This is a genomic window from Streptomyces sp. 1-11, assembly GCF_007176755.1.
GTDB lineage: Bacteria > Actinomycetota > Actinomycetes > Streptomycetales > Streptomycetaceae > Streptomyces.
In genome coordinates, this window is the sequence record NZ_BJTV01000001.1 from 344579 (window position 1) to 362315 (window position 17737).

A 17737-nucleotide genomic window follows, 5' to 3' on the forward strand; every position below is an offset into this window, starting at 1 on the left:
GTCCCCGCGTTCAGCCGTAGAGAGTTACGACTTCTTCAGGAACAGGTGGTTGATGTCGAGGAGGCTCGACACCGAGCTGTAGCGGGCGCCGCCCACGTTCGAGCCCGAGAGCTGGAACTGCTTGGTGTACCACAGCGGAGCCGCCGGCACGATCTTCTCCAGCAGGTAGTGCTGCGCCTCCTTCCAGGTGGCCGCGGCCTGCTCGGGCTTCTCGTTCAGCGCCTTCTTGATCAGCGCCTGGACCTTGGGGTCGTTGACGTGCGAGTAGTTCGACGAACCGTCGGCGACCTGCTCACCGTCGTAGATCGGGGTGACGACCGTGGACGGCGACGGCCAGTCCTGGCCCCAGCCCGTGACGTACATGTCGTACGGGTTCTTGAGCTTGCCGATCTGCTCGTAGTAGCTCGCCGCGTCGACCTCCTTGGAGACGACGTTGAAGCCGACCTTGGAGAGGGCGTCCTCGATGGCGACCTTGCGCTTCTGGCCGTTCTCGCTGTTGCCGTAGGCGAAGACGACCTTCTTCTCGGCCGCCGGGACGCCCTTGAGGAGCTCCTTGGCCTTGGCGATGTTGCCCTGCGGCGTCTTCAGACGGCCGTACGGGTCGTAGCCGGCCTCGTAGCCCGGCAGGGTCGGGGCGAAGTAGTTCGGGGCCACGTCGCCGCCGTAGACACCGCCCTCACCGGCGATGAGCGACTTGGAGTTCAGCGCGTAGGTGACGGCCTGGCGGACCTTCAGGTTCTTCACGCGGTCCAGGTTGAAGGTCAGCTGCATCACGTAGGGCTGGTAGCCCTTGACCGTGCGCTTGTTGACCGCCGGGTTCTTGATGACGTCCTGGATCTGCGTGGCCTCGACGCCGCCGGTGAACTGGATGGCGTTCTTGTCGTTGCCCTGGTCGGCGATCAGACGCTTGGTCTGGGTCGACTCGGTGACGCCGAACTGGAAGTTGAAGCCGTCCACGTACTGGTGGCGCACGGAGTCGGTCTTCGGGTCCCAGTTGGTGTTCTTGACGAGCACCAGGGACTTGCCGTTCTTGTACGACTGGACCTTGTACGGGCCGGTGGCGACCGGGGCCGAGTCGTACTTCTCCTTCGTGTCGTCCTTCGCCGGGACGATCGCGTAGCCGGCCATGGCCAGCGTCTGCGGCAGGTCCTGGCGCGGGGTGTCGAAGTGGAAGATGACGGTCTTGTCGTCCGGGGTGTCCAGGACGGACTTCGGCAGGTGCTTGCCGTCGAAGCCGCCCTTGGGCAGCGCGTCGCGGTACTTGGCGCCGCTCAGCCAGTTCTGCAGGTAGGTCGGGCCGTCGAAGATGAACTTCGCGTACAGGCGCTCGACGGAGTGGCGCACGTCGGCGGACGTGATGACGTTGCCCTTGGCGTCCTTGACGCCGTCCTTCAGGGTGAACGTCCAGGTCTTGCCGCCGTCCGACGACTTGCCCGAGTCGGTCGCGAGGTCACCCACGACCGAGACGTTGCCCTTGTCGTCCTCCTTGAACTGGGTCAGGCGACGGAAGAGCAGGTTGGCGACCTGGCCGGCGTCCGAGACGTAGATCTGGCCCGGGTCCAGGTGCGAGAGGCCCGCCTCCTGGTAGACCGTGATGGTGCCGCCGCTCTGGGCTCCGGCTATGTCCTCGGCCGGACCGGTGGAGCCGGCGGCGTCGGCGTAGGTGACCGCCTTCGACTGGACCGAGGCTTCCTTCTGGTCCTTCTTGGAGTCCGCGCCGGTGTTGGAGCCCTTGTTCTCGGAGCATCCGGTGAGCACGAGGGAGCCGGCCGCGAAAGCGACGACGATGGCCTGCGCTCTGCGCGAGCTGAACGACTTCATGAGGCGAATGCACCTACCTGTCGGTTGTTATTCCTGAGTACTGCCTGACGCGGCTGGTAGGCCGACTCCGGGGGTGGCAGTCATCCCCCCACAAGCGGACGATCTACCGCCCGGACTTGGGGTCGAACGCGTCCCGTACCGAGTCTCCGAGGAGGTTGAAGGCAAGGACGAAGATCACCAAGGCGAGACCGGGGAAGAAGAGGAACGCCGGGTCCTGCTCGGTGTACTTGGCACCGTTGGCGAACAGCTTCCCCCAGTCCGGGGTCGGCTCGACGAAGCCGACGCCCGCGAAGGACAGGAACGCGATGGTGAGGATGGTGCTGGGCAGCGTGTACGTGAACTGCACCAGGATCGGCGTCACCACGTTCGGCAGGATCTCCTTGCGGACGATCCGCCAGGGCGATGCGCCGGAGACCTTGGCGGCCTCAACGAACTCACGCTCGCGCAGCGACAGCACGGTCGAGCGCACCAGACGGGCCATGCCCATCCAGCCGAGGAGCCAGAGCACGATGAGCATCGCGACGGCACGCAGGTACGTGGGCGTCTCCTCGCGCGGGTCCACGAAGAACGCGGTCACCACGGGCATGAAGGCGATGAAGAACAGCTGCTGCGGGAAGGCGAGGAAGAAGTCGGTGACGCGGCCGATCCAGTAGTCGGTCCTACCGCCGAAGTAACCGCCGATCAGACCGAGGATGACACCCGTCACCATCATCAGGACCGTGATGCCCAGCGCCATGAACAGCGAGGTCCGCATGCCGTAGACCAGCATGGCGAACACGTCACGGCCGTACTGCGGCTCCACGCCGAACCAGTGCGACCCGGACAGACCGCCGAAGTAGCCGAGCGGCAGACCGAAGTCGTCGAGGACCGGCGAGTTCTGGTACGTCGGGTCCTGGCCGTACAGGGTGTACGGGTCCGTCCCGCTGATCTTGGTCAGCAGCGGCGCGGCCAGACCGATGACGAAGTACAAAATCACTATCGCCGCACAGATGACACCGGTACGGTCACGCTTGAAGCGCTGCCACATCAACTGGCCGGGAGAGCGACCCTCGAGCTTGGTCTCGCCCTTGGCGGGCGCAGGAGCCGGCTCGAGTTCGGGCTCCAGGGCAACCGACGGCCCGGAGCCTTCAGCCTTGGCAGGACTGGACATGTGAGTTCTTCCCCCGGGGGGTTGGAGAGCTGAGCGCAGCGCAGATACCGGAGAGTTCTGCGGTTTGGGGGAACTTTCGCCAATGCGTTCAACGCGCGTCAAGGGCGGAAGACATAGGGATCTCCCTACCGTCAATATTTTGAGCAAAAATTGCAGAGATCGACACCTGTGCGCGCTTGACACGACCGCAGGGTTCTCGGCAAATCGGACAGCTCGTTACTTTTTTTTCGTTACATGTCCGAAACTTGACGCGCGCGTCCCCGCTATCCGAACACTCGGTACCGGCGGCTTGCCGGGCGAACCGGTCACCGCGCCGCTACCCGTGCCGGGTACGGACATACAGACCGAAAGCCCGGCCCTCCAGATGGCGGAGGGCCGGGTTCCATAGGTTTTCGGGCGCGGGCGTCAGCCGTGCTTGGCGCGGCTCGCGGCGCGGGCGCGCTCGCGGGCGTCCAGGTTCACCTTGCGGATGCGAACCGCCTCCGGGGTCACCTCGACGCACTCGTCGTCGCGGCAGAACTCCAGGGACTGCTCCAGCGACAGCTTGCGCGGCGGCACGATCGCCTCGAACGAGTCGGCCGACGAGGACCGCATGTTCGTGAGCTTCTTCTCCTTGGTGATGTTCACGTCCATGTCGTCGGAGCGCGAGTTCTCACCGACGATCATGCCCTCGTACACCTCGGTGCCCGGCTCCACGAAGAGCACGCCGCGCTCCTGGAGGTTCGTCATCGCGAAGGCGGTGACGGCGCCGGAGCGGTCGGCGACCAGGGAGCCGTTGTTGCGGGTCGTCAGGGTGCCGAACCAGGGCTCGAAGCCCTCGTGGATGGAGTGGCCGATGCCCGTGCCGCGGGTCTGGGTGAGGAACTCGGTACGGAAGCCGATGAGACCGCGGGACGGCACGACGAACTCCATGCGGACCCAGCCCGAGCCGTGGTTGGACATGTTGTCCATCCGGCCCTTGCGCACGCCCATGAGCTGCGTGACGGCGCCCATGTGCTCCTCGGGCACGTCGATCGTCATGCGCTCGACCGGCTCGTAGGTCTTGCCGTCGACGTCCTTGGTGACGACCTGCGGCTTGCCGACGGTCAGCTCGTAGCCCTCGCGGCGCATCTGCTCGACCAGGATGGCGAGCGCCAGCTCACCGCGGCCCTGGACCTCCCAGGCGTCCGGACGCTCGGTGTCCAGCACGCGCAGCGAGACGTTGCCGATCAGCTCGCGGTCCAAGCGGTCCTTCACCTGGCGGGCGGTGACCTTGCGGTCCTTCACGGCCGCCTTCGCGTCGGCGCCCTTGCCCGTGCCGCCCCGGCCGACCAGCGGCGAGGTGTTGGTGCCGATCGTCATCGAGATCGCGGGCTCGTCGACCGTGATGAGCGGCAGCGGGACCGGGTTCTCCGGGTCGGCCAGCGTCTCGCCGATCATGATGTCCGGGATACCGGCGACGGCGCAGATGTCACCGGGGCCGGCCACCTCGGCGGGCTTGCGGGTGAGCGCCTCGGTCATCATCAGCTCGGAGATGCGCACGTTGCTGATGGAGCCGTCGCGCTTGATCCAGGCGACGGTCTGGCCCTTGCGCAGCTCGCCCTGCTCGACGCGCAGCAGCGCGATGCGGCCGAGGAAGTTGTCGGCGTCCAGGTTGGTGACGTGGGCCTGGAGCGGGGCGTCCTCGTCGTAGGTGGGGGCCGGGATGTGCTCCAGGATCGTGGAGAAGAACGGCTCCAGGCTGTTGGAGTCGGCCGGCACGGTGCCGTTGTCCGGCTTGGTCAGCGAGGCGATGCCGTCACGGCCGCAGGCGTAGACGATCGGGAACTCGATCTGCTCCTCGTCCGCGTCCAGGTCCAGGAACAGGTCGTAGGTCTCGTTGACGACCTCGTCGATCCGGGAGTCCGGGCGGTCCGTCTTGTTGATGCACAGGATGACGGGCAGGCGCTGCTGGAGCGCCTTGCGCAGCACGAAGCGGGTCTGCGGCAGCGGGCCCTCGGAGGCGTCGACGAGGAGCACCACGCCGTCGACCATCGACAGACCGCGCTCGACCTCGCCGCCGAAATCGGCGTGACCGGGGGTGTCGATGATGTTGATGGTGATGACGTCCCCCCCGTCCTTGGGGTGGTACTTCACCGCCGTGTTCTTGGCGAGGATCGTGATGCCCTTCTCACGCTCCAGGTCGTTCGAGTCCATGACCCGGTCGTCCACCGAGTCGAGCTGGTGGGCGGCGAACGCGCCGGCCTGCTTCAGCATGCCGTCGACGATGGTGGTCTTGCCATGGTCGACGTGGGCGACGATGGCGACGTTACGGATGTCGTGGCGCGTGGCCATATTGCGGCGTACTCCCGGAATTGAGGATTGCCCTGCGCGGACGTCGGTGTTGCTGCGCGGGCCCTGCCGGGCTGGACACGCCACGGCCTCACCCCATGGTACGTGGCCCTGCGGGCTGAGGCCTCCGCAGGGCCACGGGGACGGGAGCCGGACGGTTCCGGTTCACGCTCCGGACGGGCTCCGGTTCATCCGCCGGACAGGCTCCGGTTCATTCGCCGGACCGGCCGGTCGTCACTTCGTCGCGGTCGGGCCGGGCGCGATCTTCGCGCCCTTCTTCAGGAAGCCCATGTCCTCGTAGACCGGCGCCTTGAAGCCGAACGCCCCGGCGTTGACCACGTCCTTGCGCGCTCCGACCAGCTCGGGCCGCTGGTAGAGCGGGATGGACGCGGCGGCCGCCCAGATGCGGGAGTCGGCCTTGCGGATCAGGTCGCGGGCCTCACCCTCGTCCAGCGTCGCCGCGGCCTGGTCGAAGAGCTGGTCGACCTGGTCGGTGCCGACCCGGGTGTAGTTCTGCTCGATGTTGACCGAGCCGTCGGCGGCCGGGATCGGCTTGCCGTAGATCGGCCGGGCGTCGGTGGCGGGGAAGGCGGACGACGGCCACGAGTACAGCGCCAGGTCGTAGTCGCCGGAGGCGATGTGGTCCTTGAAGTAGCTCTCGTCCGAGACCTTGGTGACCGTCGTGCGGATGCCGACCTTCGCCAGCATCGCCGAGATCCGGGCGGCGACGGTGTCCAGCGTCTCGGAGCCGGGGCCCGAGGGCAGCACGAAGCGCAGGTCGAGCGCCTTGCCGTCCTTGGCCAGCGGCGCGGCCACGGCGCCGGCCGGGGCGGCGGTGCCCCGGGGGGCGTAGGCGCCCGGCGCGCTGCCGTGCTTCAGCTCCGTGCCGGGGTACTGCCGGCCGTCCTGGGCGAGGTGCTTGCCGCCCTCGTCGCCCTTCTCGTGCCGCTCCTCGGCCGACTCGTGCAGCTTGCCCTTGTCGTCCTCGCCGACGATGTACTCGCCGTCGTCGCCGTCGGACTTCTCCTCCTTCTCGCTCTTCTCCCCTTTCTCGCCCTTCTCCCCCTTCTCGCCTTTCTCGCCCTTCTCACCCTTGTCGTGCTCGGCGCCGGCCGCCTTCTCGGACTGCTTCCGCTCCTTCACCGGTCCGCCGGCCACCCAGCCGGCGTCCGTGAGCAGCGCCTGCGCCTCCTTGACGTCCGGGCCGCCCAGGGCGCCGCTGCCGTCGGCGTAGGCGTCCTGCCCGGACAGGGCGAGGTGGCTGCCGACCGGTACGGCGGGAAGGCCCAGCGGGGTCAGCACGACCTTGGCCAGTTCCTGCCGGTCCAGGGCGCGGGCGACGCCCCGGCGGACCCGCTCGTCGGCGAGCATGCCGCCGGCGCCGTTGAGGGCGAGCTGGGTGTAGGCGGGCTCCAGCGACTTGCGGACGGCGAAGGCGCGCAGCTCCTGCTGCTGCTCCAGGTAGCGGGTGATCGCCTGGCGCAGCTTCTTCCGGCCCGCCTTCACCTGCTCGGCGTCGAAGCCGTGCGCCAGCGCCCAGGACCGCAGCCTGCTCACCGAGGTCTTGCCGCCGCCCCGCAGCGGGGAGCCGGCCGAGCCGCCGGCCGCCTTGATGCGCTCGGCGTCGGCCGCGTCGATGTCGGCCAGCTGCACGGTCCCGTCGGCGAGCGCGGCCACCCGCTTGTCGCGGTCCACCGCGTGCAGCACCAGCTCGTTGAGCTTGGCGGGGCTGCCCCACCAGCGCGGGTTGCGGGTCAGGACGACGTCCTTCTTGGCGGTGTCGACCTTGTCCACCTTGAAGGGTCCGGCGGTGACGTTCAGCTTGCGGCGGGCGCCGTCGTTGAAGGCGTCGGGGGTGCCCATGACGTCCTTCGGGTACAGCGGGGAGAACAGCGACTTCCAGTCGGCGTAGGGGCGGGAGAAGGTGACCCGGACCTGGAGGTCGCCGGAGCCGCGCTCGATCTTCTCGATGCGGTCGTAGCCGGCGTTGCGGGCGGTCCAGTAGGCGCTGTCCTTGCCGGACAGGGCGCGCCACTGGGCGGCGAAGTCGGCGGCGCCGATCTCCCGGCCGTCGCTCCACACCGCCTGCTGGTTCAGCTTGTAGAGCACCACCTGGCGCGGTTCGGTCTCGATGACCTTGGCCGACTCCAGGTAGGCGGGGTTCGCCACCGGACGGCCGTTCGCGTCGGACCGGAACATCGACGGCAGCACGGCCTGCGCCACGCGGGTGGTGCCCGCGTCGGCGTCGGCCTGGTAGGCGTTCAGGGTCTCCGGCACCGCGTCCACGGCCCACTTCAGCGTGCCGCCGTCGGCGACCTTGTCGCGGGCGACCAGGCCGATGTCCGGTCCCGCCAGGGGACGGCTCACCTCCTCGTCGGAGCCGCAGCCCGCCAGGAACGGCACCGCCAGGGCGCCCGCGGTGAGGAAGACAGCCGGGCGCAGGACCGCGCGCAGGCCGACGCCGTGCTGGGACATCTCTGCTACCTCCGGGAAGCCGCGGGCGTTATGATCACTTTTGGCGGTATATGGAGCTGATCAGATCTATGCGCCCACTGAAGAGGAAAGGATCCGGCAACAGCGGGCGACACGGCGGCAACGGACATGAACCCCACCCGTGCGGCGCAACACACCGCATGTGCATCCGTACGCCTCGGCCAATCGGTGCACATCTCTTCACAGCCCCAGGTGTGACGCGCAACACTCCAAGGCGCATGAACGTCGCCGCCCAAGGACCGCAGACCCGCGGAAGTGAGGGCAGATCATGTCCGTGCACGACGAACTGACATCCGTCCAGCGCTGCCTCGACGACCTGCACCGGTCGATCGGACGCCTGGAGCAGCAGATCGGCAGCGGCGGCCTGGAGATGCGCCGGGTCCGGACGGACGCCGACCATCTGCGCGACAGCCTGCGGCTGCTGCGCGAGGCGGCGAGCCAGCCAGCCGCCCAGAGCCGCCCCGACCTCGTCACCATCTCCGACACGCCGTACGACATCAGCCTGTGGACGGACTCGGACGACGAGGGTCTGGGCGCCCGCGACCGGCACGCTCCCTGACCCCCGAACCGACCGGAGTCCTGCCTTGGCCACTGGTACGGAAACCCAACCCGACAGCGGCGGCGTGCGCGGCGCCGAGCGCGCCGCCATCGCCGCCCCGCACCTGCGGACCGACCGCTGGTGGCTGGCGCCCGCCGTCACCGCGGCCGGTCTGCTCGCCTTCGTCGTCTACTCGACCTGGCGGGCGTTCTCGAACGCGCACTACTACGCGGCGCCGTACGTCTCCCCGTTCTACTCGCCATGCCTGGCGGAGAACTGCCGCACCATGCGCGCCGGGCCGAACGCGGAGATCTTCGGGAGCTGGTGGGGCGTCTCCCCGGCGATCATCATCCTGATCTTCCCGCTGGGCTTCCGGCTGACCTGCTACTACTACCGCAAGGCGTACTACCGCAGCTTCTGGGCGTCGCCGCCCGCCTGCGCGGTGGCCGAGCCGCACCGCGGGTACACCGGCGAGACCCGCTTCCCGCTGATCCTGCAGAACGTCCACCGCTACTTCTTCTACGCCGCCCTGCTGGTCGCCGGGGTGCTGACCTACGACACGGTGCTGTCGTTCCGGGACACGCACTACCGCTGGGGGCACATGGGCCTGGGCACCCTGGTGTTCCTGGCGAACATCGTGCTGATCTGGGCGTACACGATCTCCTGCCACTCCTGCCGGCACATCGTCGGCGGCAAGCTCAAGCACTTCTCCCGGCACCCCGTGCGCTACCGGGCGTGGCAGTTCGTCGGACGACTGAACGCCCGTCACATGCTGCTCGCCTGGTCGTCCCTGGTGAGCGTGGCGCTCGCCGACTTCTACGTCTACCTCGTCGCTTCCGGCGTCTTCGACGATCCGCGCTTCTTCTAGAGACTCCAGTGAGGGACTGATTGATGTCCGTGGTCGACCGGCAGGAGTGGGACGTCGTCGTGGTCGGTGCCGGGGGCGCCGGGCTGCGGGCCGCCATCGAGGCGCGCGAGCGGGGCGCCCGTACGGCGGTGATCTGCAAGTCGCTGTTCGGCAAGGCCCACACGGTGATGGCTGAGGGCGGCATCGCCGCGGCGATGGCCAACGCCAACGAGCACGACACCTGGCAGGTCCACTTCCGCGACACCATGCGCGGCGGGAAGTTCCTCAACCAGTGGCGGATGGCCGAACTGCACGCCCGGGAGGCCCCGGACCGGGTGTGGGAGCTGGAGACCTGGGGCGCGCTGTTCGACCGTACGAAGGACGGCCGGATCTCGCAGCGCAACTTCGGCGGCCACGAGTACCCGCGGCTCGCGCACGTCGGCGACCGCACCGGCCTCGAGCTGATCCGCACCCTCCAGCAGAAGATCGTCTCGCTCCAGCAGGAGGACGCCCGGGAGACCGGGGACCACGAGTCACGGCTGAAGGTCTTCCAGGAGTGCACGGTCACCCGGATCCTGAAGGACGCCGACCGGGTCGGCGGCGTCTTCGGCTACGAGCGCGAGAGCGGGCGGTTCTTCGTCCTGGAGGCGCCCGCCGTGGTCGTCGCGACCGGCGGGATCGGCAAGTCGTTCAAGGTGACGTCCAACTCGTGGGAGTACACCGGTGACGGGCACGCCCTCGCGCTGCTGGCCGGGGCGCCGCTGCTGAACATGGAGTTCGTGCAGTTCCACCCGACCGGCATGGTCTGGCCGCCGTCGGTCAAGGGCATCCTCGTCACCGAGTCGGTGCGCGGGGACGGCGGAGTGCTGCGCGACTCCGACGGCAGGCGGTTCATGTTCGACTACGTCCCGGACGTCTTCAAGGAGAAGTACGCCGAGTCGGAGGAGGAGGCCGACCGGTGGTACGACGACCCCGACCACAACCGCCGGCCGCCCGAGCTGCTGCCGCGCGACGAGGTGGCCCGGGCGATCAACTCCGAGGTGAAGGAGGGCCGCGGCTCGCCGCACGGCGGGGTCTTCCTCGACGTGTCCACCCGGATGCCCGCGGAGGTCGTGCGGCGCCGGCTGCCGTCGATGTACCACCAGTTCAAGGAGCTCGCGGACGTCGACATCACCGCCGAGGCGATGGAGGTCGGGCCGACCTGCCACTACGTGATGGGCGGCATCGCCGTGGACTCCGACACGGCGGCGGCGCGCGGGGTGCCGGGGCTGTTCGCGGCCGGTGAGGTCGCGGGCGGCATGCACGGCTCCAACCGGCTCGGCGGCAACTCGCTGTCCGACCTGCTGGTGTTCGGGCGCCGGGCGGGCTGGCACGCGGCGGAGTACGCGCAGGCGTCGGCGGACCGGCGCCCGCGGGTCGACGAGGCCCAGGTCAACACGGCGTCCGCGGAGGCCCTGCGCCCGTTCTCCGCGCGGGCGGAGGGCGAGGCGGGGCCGCCGGAGAACCCGTACACCCTGCACCAGGAGCTGCAGCAGACGATGAACGACCTGGTCGGCATCATCCGCCGCGAGGGCGAGATGGAGCAGGCCCTGCACAAGCTGGCCGAGCTGCGAGTGCGGGCCCGGCGGGCCGGTGTCGAGGGGCACCGCCAGTTCAACCCGGGCTGGCACCTGGCCCTCGACCTCAGGAACATGCTGCTGGTCAGCGAGTGCGTGGCGCGGGCCGCGCTGGAGCGCACCGAGTCGCGCGGCGGGCACACCCGCGAGGACCATCCGGCGATGGACCGCGCCTGGCGCAACGTGAACCTGCTGTGCGCGCTCGCCGACCCCGGCGGAACCCTCGCCGGCGCCGATCCCGCCCGGGCCCAGATCCGGCTCACCCGGGAGACCACCGAACCCGTCCGCCCGGACCTGCTCGCCCTCTTCGAGAAGGAGGAGCTGGTCAAGTACCTCGCCGAAGAGGAGCTGTACGAGTGAGCAGCTACGAGGCCCGCTTCAAGGTGTGGCGGGGCGATGTGAGCGGTGGCGGCCTGGCCGACTTCACGGTCGAGGTCAACGACGGCGAGGTGGTGCTCGACATCGTGCACCGCCTCCAGGCCACCCAGGCGCCCGATCTCGCGGTGCGCTGGAACTGCAAGGCGGGCAAGTGCGGTTCCTGCTCGGCGGAGATCAACGGTCGGCCCCGGCTGTTGTGCATGACCCGCATGTCGGTGTTCGACCGGGACGAGACGGTCACCATCACCCCGCTGCGGGCGTTCCCCGTGATCCGGGACCTGGTGACGGACGTCGGCTACAACTACCGCAAGGCCCGGGAGATCCCGGCGTTCGTGCCGCCCGCCGGTCTGGGGCCCGGCGAGTACCGCATGGCGCAGGAGGACGTGGAGCGCTCGCAGGAATTCCGCAAGTGCATCGAGTGCTTCCTGTGCCAGGACGTCTGCCACGTGGTGCGCGACCACGAGGAGAACAAGCGGGCGTACGCCGGCCCGCGGTTCCTGATGCGCGTCGCGGAGCTGGACATGCACCCGCTGGACGCGGCCGCCGAGAAGGGCCTGGACCGCGGCCGCGCGGCCCAGGACGAGCACGGTCTCGGCTACTGCAACATCACCAAGTGCTGCACGGAGGTCTGCCCGGAGGGCATCCGGATCACCGACAACGCCCTGATCCCCCTGAAGGAGCGCGCCGTCGACCGCAAGTACGACCCGCTGGTGTGGCTGGGGTCCAGGATCAGGAGGCGGACTCCGTAGCGGGCGGCACGCGGGCGCTACCGCCGCGCCCAGCCCTCGCGGTAAGCGGCCCAGTCGGCCTCGGTGGCCGCGAAGTCGACGTACAGCGCGACGCCGAAGCGGGCGCGGTCGGCGTCCGTGCGGGACAGCCCGAGGCGGACGCCGCGGACGGCGGCCGGGACGGTCTCCGCGTGGGCCCAGTGGCCGAAGCGGTTCTCGTGGTAGAAGGGCAGGCCCATGAGCAGGTCGGTGGTCTCGGGGGTGACCTCCAGGGCCAGGCTGGTCTGCTGGGCCACATAACCGCCGTACAGGCTCTGCAGCGGCTGCATGGTGTCGTACGACATCACGGCGATCTGGTCGACGCGGCGGGCCACCTGCCCGAAGTAGGCCTGCGACCACCACTTGGGGTGGCCGGTGGTCGTGCCCCAGAAGGAGTGGAACCCGGGCAGCGGGTCGATCTGGTGCGCGGCGACGGAGAGCACGGCGTGCTGGGCGCGGGTGAGGGCGCGCAGGTCGTCGAGGAGCGAGAGGTAGTCGCGGTCGCCGGAGTGGAGGGGCTCCAGATCGAAGTGCGTGCCCTCGAAGCCGGCGGCGAGGACGTCGCGGGCCGAAGCGACGATCGCCGCGCGGGTGGCGGCGCGCTCCAGACGCAGCCCGTCGGGGCCCTCGGTGGCCAGCACGTCGCCGAGCCAGGCCTGGACCCGGACGCCGGGCAGCTCCCGGTGCACGGCCGCGACCAGCCGGCCCGCCTTCCGGTACGCCGCCTCCGGGAGGGTGCCGTCGTGCTCCAGGGGTCCGGCGTGGACGTACAGGTCGCGGATGCCGGTGCCCCGCAGGCGTTCGGCGAGGGCCCTGGCGTCCTCGTCGCTCTTGCGCCCGTCCACCCAGGCGTGGCCCAGCCAGAGGGCGTCCTTGTCACGGGTGAGGGTGCCCGGGGCCGGGCTGCCGGTGTAGTTGACGCGCAGAGCCGTCTCGGCGGTGAGCAGCGGCAGCACCAGCACGAGCAGAACCGCGCCCAGCACCCGCCGCAGCCGACGGCGCCTGGGCCCGGGGGGCCGGGGGGCGCCGAAGGCCGGGGGCGGTGGGGACGCGTCGCCGACGCCGGCCGCGGGCGGGCCGGCGTCGGACGCGGGCGGGCCGGCGTCGGATGCGGGCGGCCCGTCGCCACGCCCGGAGGGCACGTCACCCGGCACGGGCGCGACGTCACCGGGGGCCGGCGGGGTGGCGTCGGGTGTGGGCCGGGCGTCGCCACGGGCCGGCGGGGTGGCGGTGGGTGTGGGTGGGGTCTCGGGGGCCCTGTCGGGTGGTGTGGCTCGGTTCGGTTCCGTGTTCCGGTCGTGCCGTTCCGCTTCCATCCCGACCCCTGTTCCTCGTGTTCCCCCGGCCGCGTCCGCCCCACTCGCGCAGGCGCCTACCTGCCCATACGCTCCGGAATGTGACGTCCTCTCCGCTCCGCGGCCGGCCCGGTCGCCCCCGCGCGCCCGTACGGGTGCGCCTGGCGCTCGCCGCGGCCGGTGCGCTCGTGGGTGCCGGGTGGCTGGCGTTGCCGGTGATGACGGCGGGCGGCGGTGATCCGGTTCCCGCCGCACCGGCCGGACCGGTCGCCGGGCGCGCCGAGCCGCGGCAGGACGAGACCTCCGCGACCGACTTCGTGCTGCCGGTGGCCGTCCTCGGCGCGGCCGGGGTGCTGGCCGGTTACGGGTATCTGCGGCGCACCCGGCGGGCCCGGACCCGTACCACGCCGGGCGTGGTGCCGGCGGCGCCGCCCGTGCCCACGACGGCCGAGAGCGAGCGGCAGGCCCGCGCCGCGCTGGTGCTCGCCGACGACTGCGTGCGCGGCAGCCGGGAGGAACTGTCCTACGTCGAGGAGCTGTCGGGGGCGGCGGCGGTCGAGCCGTTCACGCACGCCCTGCGGGCCGCGGAGACCGAGCTGTCGGCCGCGTTCGCGATGTGGCGGCGGTACGAGGAGGGGGTCCCGGCGGAGGCGGCGGCCCGCCGGCAGGCCCTGGTGGGGGTGGTCGGGCGGTGCGCGGAGGCGGGACGGCGACTGGACGCCGCGGCGGCGGAGCTGGACCGGCTGCGCGGTCTGGAGCTTGAGGTGACGCCGGCCCTGGAGCTCGCGGAGGCACGGTTCCGTGAGCTGGCCGCGCGGACCGCCGCGGCCGACGTGACGGCGGCCGGACTGCGGGAGCGGTACGCGCCCTCGGCGGGCGCACCCGTCACCGGGTATGTCGAACAGGCCAAGGACCGGCTGGTGTTCGCCACGGAGCGGCTCAACGAGGCGCGGCGGGCCGCCGATGCGGGCGAACCGGCGCGGGCGGCCCGGCAGTTGCGCGCCGCCGAGGGCGGCGTCAGCCAGGCCGGCGCCCTGGTCGCCGCGGTGGAGCGGCTCGCGGCCCGGCTGCGGGAGGCGGCCGGGCTGGTGCCGGCCGCGCTGACCGGCGCGGAGGCGGAGATCGCCACGGTGCGCAAGGAGGGCGGACCCGCCTTGCTGGCCGGCGGTGAGCTGCGGGCCAGGCTCGCGCACGCCGATGCCGCGCTGGCCGGTGTGCGCGCCGAGCTGACCGGCGGTCCGTACGACCCGCTGGACGCGCTGCGGCGGATCACCCGGGCCGTCGAGCGCCTCGGGGCGGGGCGGTCCGGGGTGCTGGCGGCCGCCGCGCTGCTCGTGTCGGGCGGCACGGTCGACGCCGCGGAGGACTTCGTCGCCGTGCACCGCGGTGCGGTGGGCGCACCGGCGCGGGCCCGGCTGGCGCAGGCGGTACGGGCCCTTGGCTCGGGCACCGAGGCCGACGTGCTCGCCGGGCAGGCCCGCGAGCTGGCCGAGCAGGACGTCCGGGCCCACGGGAACCCGTTCGCCGACGGCCACACCAGCGGTCTCACCGGCGCCGTGCTCGGCGGCGTCCTGCTGGCCGAGGAACCGGACGGCGGCCCCCCGGCGAGCTTCGGCGGCCCCCGGACCCGCTCCCGCCGCCACCTGCCGTGACCCGGCTGTCCGGGCCCCTCACCGGGGGCCCGGGCGCACCGGGGCTCAGAAGAGGCTGAGCAGGGCCTCCGCCGGGTCGGTCAGACCGGTCTCGCCGCCGGGCAGGGGCAGTTCGAACCACACCGTCTTGCCGCGCGGCGTGCGCCGCGAGCCCCACGCCGCGCTGAGCAGCCCGACGAGCTGCAGGCCGCGGCCGCCCTCGTCGGTGTCCCGGGCCCGGCGCCGCCGCGGCTGCACGAGACCGGAGTCCCACACCTCGCACACTAGGGTGCGGTCCAGCAGCAACCGCAGCCGGATCTCACCCTCCCCGTACCGCAGGGCGTTCGTCACCAGCTCGCTGACCAGCAGTTCCGTCGTGTCCACCAGCGGCTCCAGGTCCCACGCGACGAGCTGCTGCCGGGCGTACTCACGGGCCCGCCCCACGCTGCGCGGCTCGCGCGGCAGCGTCCAGTCCCCGACGGACTCGGCGGGCAGCCCCTGGACCCGGGCCATCAGCAGCGCGATGTCGTCCTCGCCGTGATGGGTGTCGAGGGTGTTCAGGACGTGGTCGCAGACGTCCTCCAGGGGGCGGGAGGGGTCGGTCAGCGCGCCCACGAAGGCCTGGAGCCCCTCGTCGAGGGGATGGTCGCGGGACTCGACCAGGCCGTCGGTGTAGAGGGCGAGCAGCGCGCCCTCCGGCAGTTCGACCTCCACCTCCTCGAACGGCTCGCCGCCCACGCCGAGCGGCATCCCGGGCGGCACGTCGAGCATCAGGGCCGCCTCGCCGGGTTCCACCAGCACCGGCGGCAGGTGCCCGGCGTTGGCGAACGTGCAGCGCCTGGTGACGGAGTCGTAGACGGCGTAGACACAGGTCGCGAGGTACACCTCGGAGAGGTCGGCGTCCCGGGGCTGGCGCGCCGCGCGGGTGGCCTGCTGGACGCCCCCGGGGGTGCCGAGGCCGCGGGCGATCTCGTCCAGTGCGGAGAGCACCTCGGCCGGTTCGAGGTCCAGCAGCGCCAGCGTGCGTACGGCGGTGCGCAGTTCGCCCATCGCGACCGCCGCGCGCAGCCCGCGTCCCATGACGTCGCCGACGACCAGCGCGGTGCGGTGACCGGGGAGTTCGATGACGTCGAACCAGTCGCCGCCGACCTCGGTGGCCGCGTTCCCGGGCAGGTAGCGGCAGGCGATGTCGAGGCCGGAGGCCTCGGGGTCGCCGGGCGGGAGCAGGGAACGCTGGAGTATCAGCGCCCGCTCGTGCTCACGGCGGTACAGACGGGCGTTGTCGATGCAGACGGCGGCGCGCGCGGCCAGTTCGACCGCGAGGTCCCGGTCCCGGTCGCCGAACGGCTCGCTGCCCTTCGTACGGGCGAACCGCGCGAGCCCGACGACGGTGTCGTGCGCGACCATCGGCACGGCCAGCGTGGACTGCACCAGGCCGCCGTCCTCCGGCGGTACGTGCTGCGGCCGGGCGGTGCGCAGGGCGTCCGCGCAGGGCGAGTTGAAGGGGAAGTGATGGACCGCGCCGACCGCGACGGCGTCGCCCGAGCCGCTGAGGGGCGCGTCGGAGACGGCGCTGGCGAAGGCGACGCGGCGCAGTTCGGCGCTGCCGTCGGTGAGGCCGGGCGGGGCTTCGTCGCCGGTGAGCAGGCCCTGGTAGAGGTCGACGGTGGCGAGGTCGCAGAAGCCGGGGACGACGACGTCGAGGAGTTCGCGGGCCGTGGTCTCCAGGTCCAGGGAGTTGCCTATGCGGGCGCCCGCCTCGTTGAGCAGGGCGAGGTTGCGCCGGGCCGCGGCGGCCTCGCGGGCGGCGGCGCGGCGGGCGGTGATGTCGGTGCCGAGCCAGGCGATGCCGATGGGGCGGCCGCTGCCGCTGTGCACCCGGTAGAGGTTGACCGACCAGTGCCGGCGTTCCTCGGAGCCCGGGACGAATCCGGTGACATGCATGTCGGTGATGGAGTCGCCGGTCTCCAGCACCCTGCGCAGGGTGGCCGAAACCCGATCGGCCTCGGCGCGCGGCAGGTAGTCGTGAACTCCCTTGCCCCGGTGGTCGTCCGGGGTTCCGCCGAAGACGGAGGCGAAACGCATGTTGGCCCGGCGGACCCTCAGGTCGGGGTCGATCAGCAGGAACCCGAACGGGGATTGGCCGAAAATCGCCTGCGAGGCGGCGAGGTCCGTCTCGATGCTGCGCAGGGTCCGGACGTCCACCACGATGCAGACGGCGGCCCGTTCGCCCTCGGCGGTCCGGGTGGGCATGACGTAGACCTCGGCGAGCCCTTCCTCGCCCCGGTCCCCGTCCGGCCCGTCCGGCATCCGGAAGGGCACCACACCGGTCCACTCCCGCCCGTCGAGGATCTCGGCCATCTTCCGCTGGCTGCGCTCGCGCAGGTCGGAGTCGACGAAGGCCTCGATCGGGTCCATCCCGACGGCGCGTTCGGCGGTGATGCCGAAGAGCTGTTCGGCGCGCAGGCTCCACTGGTCGACCAGTCCGCCGGGACCGATGGAGAAGGACGCGACCCGGATGTAGTCGTAGATGGAGCCGGGCGGACTGCTCTGCCACATGGCGTCGCCCGGGCCGCCCGCGTGGCGCGCGGCCCGGTCACTAGCGCCGTCCGACGGGTCCTCGGACTCCGTGGCCTTCGCTGGTATCTCGCTCACGCGAACCGTCCCCTCCAGCTCACCGCACCCGGCACCGGTCACCGGGGGCGGCTGCCCGCAGTATCCAGCACTACGGCGCCGCACAACACGGTGTTCACGATCACAGCTCGGTCGAGGTGCTTTTCGGACCGGGCCGTGACAACACTTCCAGTCTTCTAACCAGGGAACACGGCCTCGAATCACGTAGTCCCGCCCCGGTCGCCGGACGGTCTGCCGCGATGGACGGCGCGGGCCGG

General features: G+C 71.2%; 11 protein-coding genes. 5 read left to right on the plus strand and 6 right to left on the minus strand.

What is annotated here, in order from left to right; translation table 11 throughout:
• Positions 1-24: 24 nt before the first annotated feature.
• The 4 genes from TNCT1_RS01555 to TNCT1_RS01570 all read right to left on the minus strand — a co-directional run bounded on the left by TNCT1_RS01555 (position 25) and on the right by TNCT1_RS01570 (position 7756).
• On the minus strand, positions 25-1821 hold the full coding sequence (locus TNCT1_RS01555; RefSeq protein ID WP_143627317.1) for an ABC transporter substrate-binding protein: 1797 nt from the start codon (positions 1819-1821) through the stop codon (positions 25-27).
• 103 nt (positions 1822-1924) lie between these two features.
• On the minus strand, positions 1925-2971 hold the full coding sequence (locus TNCT1_RS01560) for an ABC transporter permease (RefSeq protein ID WP_174266102.1): 1047 nt from the start codon (positions 2969-2971) through the stop codon (positions 1925-1927).
• A gap of 405 nt (positions 2972-3376) precedes the next feature.
• On the minus strand, positions 3377-5284 hold the full coding sequence (gene typA, locus TNCT1_RS01565) for a translational GTPase TypA (protein ID WP_143627319.1): 1908 nt from the start codon (positions 5282-5284) through the stop codon (positions 3377-3379).
• 231 nt (positions 5285-5515) lie between these two features.
• Positions 5516-7756: an ABC transporter family substrate-binding protein gene (locus TNCT1_RS01570; RefSeq protein ID WP_143627322.1), complete on the minus strand. Its 2241-nt coding sequence runs from the start codon at positions 7754-7756 to the stop codon at positions 5516-5518.
• A gap of 286 nt (positions 7757-8042) precedes the next feature.
• Between TNCT1_RS01570 and TNCT1_RS01575 the strand changes: the two genes are divergently transcribed.
• The 4 genes from TNCT1_RS01575 to TNCT1_RS01590 are packed head-to-tail and all read left to right on the plus strand — an operon-like array spanning position 8043 to position 11902.
• Positions 8043-8333, plus strand: a complete 291-nt coding sequence (locus TNCT1_RS01575; RefSeq protein ID WP_143627323.1) for a hypothetical protein — start codon at positions 8043-8045, stop codon at positions 8331-8333.
• 25 nt (positions 8334-8358) lie between these two features.
• The gene (locus TNCT1_RS01580; protein WP_143627325.1) at positions 8359-9180 is read left to right on the plus strand and encodes a hypothetical protein; all 822 of its coding nucleotides are present in this window, start codon (positions 8359-8361) and stop codon (positions 9178-9180) included.
• A gap of 23 nt (positions 9181-9203) precedes the next feature.
• Positions 9204-11135: a fumarate reductase/succinate dehydrogenase flavoprotein subunit gene (locus TNCT1_RS01585; protein WP_143627327.1), complete on the plus strand. Its 1932-nt coding sequence runs from the start codon at positions 9204-9206 to the stop codon at positions 11133-11135.
• Positions 11132-11902 carry a succinate dehydrogenase/fumarate reductase iron-sulfur subunit gene (locus TNCT1_RS01590; protein WP_143627329.1) on the plus strand — a complete coding sequence of 257 codons (771 nt, stop codon included), beginning with the start codon at positions 11132-11134 and terminating at the stop codon, positions 11900-11902. The genes TNCT1_RS01585 and TNCT1_RS01590 overlap by 4 nt, the downstream gene beginning before the upstream one ends.
• Before the next feature lie 17 nt (positions 11903-11919).
• Here TNCT1_RS01590 and TNCT1_RS01595 read toward each other — a convergent pair whose 3' ends face one another.
• Positions 11920-13236 (minus strand): hypothetical protein, encoded by a 1317-nt coding sequence (locus TNCT1_RS01595; RefSeq protein WP_373920450.1) that lies wholly within the window; start codon positions 13234-13236, stop codon positions 11920-11922.
• An 80-nt stretch (positions 13237-13316) separates the two neighbouring features.
• Here TNCT1_RS01595 and TNCT1_RS01600 point away from each other — a divergent pair, with 80 nt between their 5' ends.
• Positions 13317-14867 (plus strand): hypothetical protein, encoded by a 1551-nt coding sequence (locus TNCT1_RS01600; RefSeq protein WP_143627331.1) that lies wholly within the window; start codon positions 13317-13319, stop codon positions 14865-14867.
• Positions 14868-14912: 45 nt separating this feature from the next.
• On the opposite strand, the gene TNCT1_RS01605 is transcribed toward TNCT1_RS01600, so the two are convergent.
• On the minus strand, positions 14913-17501 hold the full coding sequence (locus tag TNCT1_RS01605) for a SpoIIE family protein phosphatase (protein ID WP_143627334.1): 2589 nt from the start codon (positions 17499-17501) through the stop codon (positions 14913-14915).
• Positions 17502-17737 lie beyond the last annotated feature (236 nt).

What these genes read in the sequence shown, in the direction of transcription:
- typA (WP_143627319.1), bottom strand. Translation starts at nt 5,284, where the DNA reads ATGGCCACGCGCCACGACATCCGTAACGTCGCCATCGTCGCCCACGTC.
- TNCT1_RS01560 (WP_174266102.1), bottom strand. Translation starts at nt 2,971, where the DNA reads ATGTCCAGTCCTGCCAAGGCTGAAGGCTCCGGGCCGTCGGTTGCCCTG.
- TNCT1_RS01570 (WP_143627322.1), bottom strand. Translation starts at nt 7,756, where the DNA reads ATGTCCCAGCACGGCGTCGGCCTGCGCGCGGTCCTGCGCCCGGCTGTC.
- TNCT1_RS01555 (WP_143627317.1), bottom strand. Translation starts at nt 1,821, where the DNA reads ATGAAGTCGTTCAGCTCGCGCAGAGCGCAGGCCATCGTCGTCGCTTTC.
- TNCT1_RS01585 (WP_143627327.1), top strand. Translation starts at nt 9,204, where the DNA reads ATGTCCGTGGTCGACCGGCAGGAGTGGGACGTCGTCGTGGTCGGTGCC.
- TNCT1_RS01595 (WP_373920450.1), bottom strand. Translation starts at nt 13,236, where the DNA reads ATGGAAGCGGAACGGCACGACCGGAACACGGAACCGAACCGAGCCACA.
- TNCT1_RS01575 (WP_143627323.1), top strand. Translation starts at nt 8,043, where the DNA reads ATGTCCGTGCACGACGAACTGACATCCGTCCAGCGCTGCCTCGACGAC.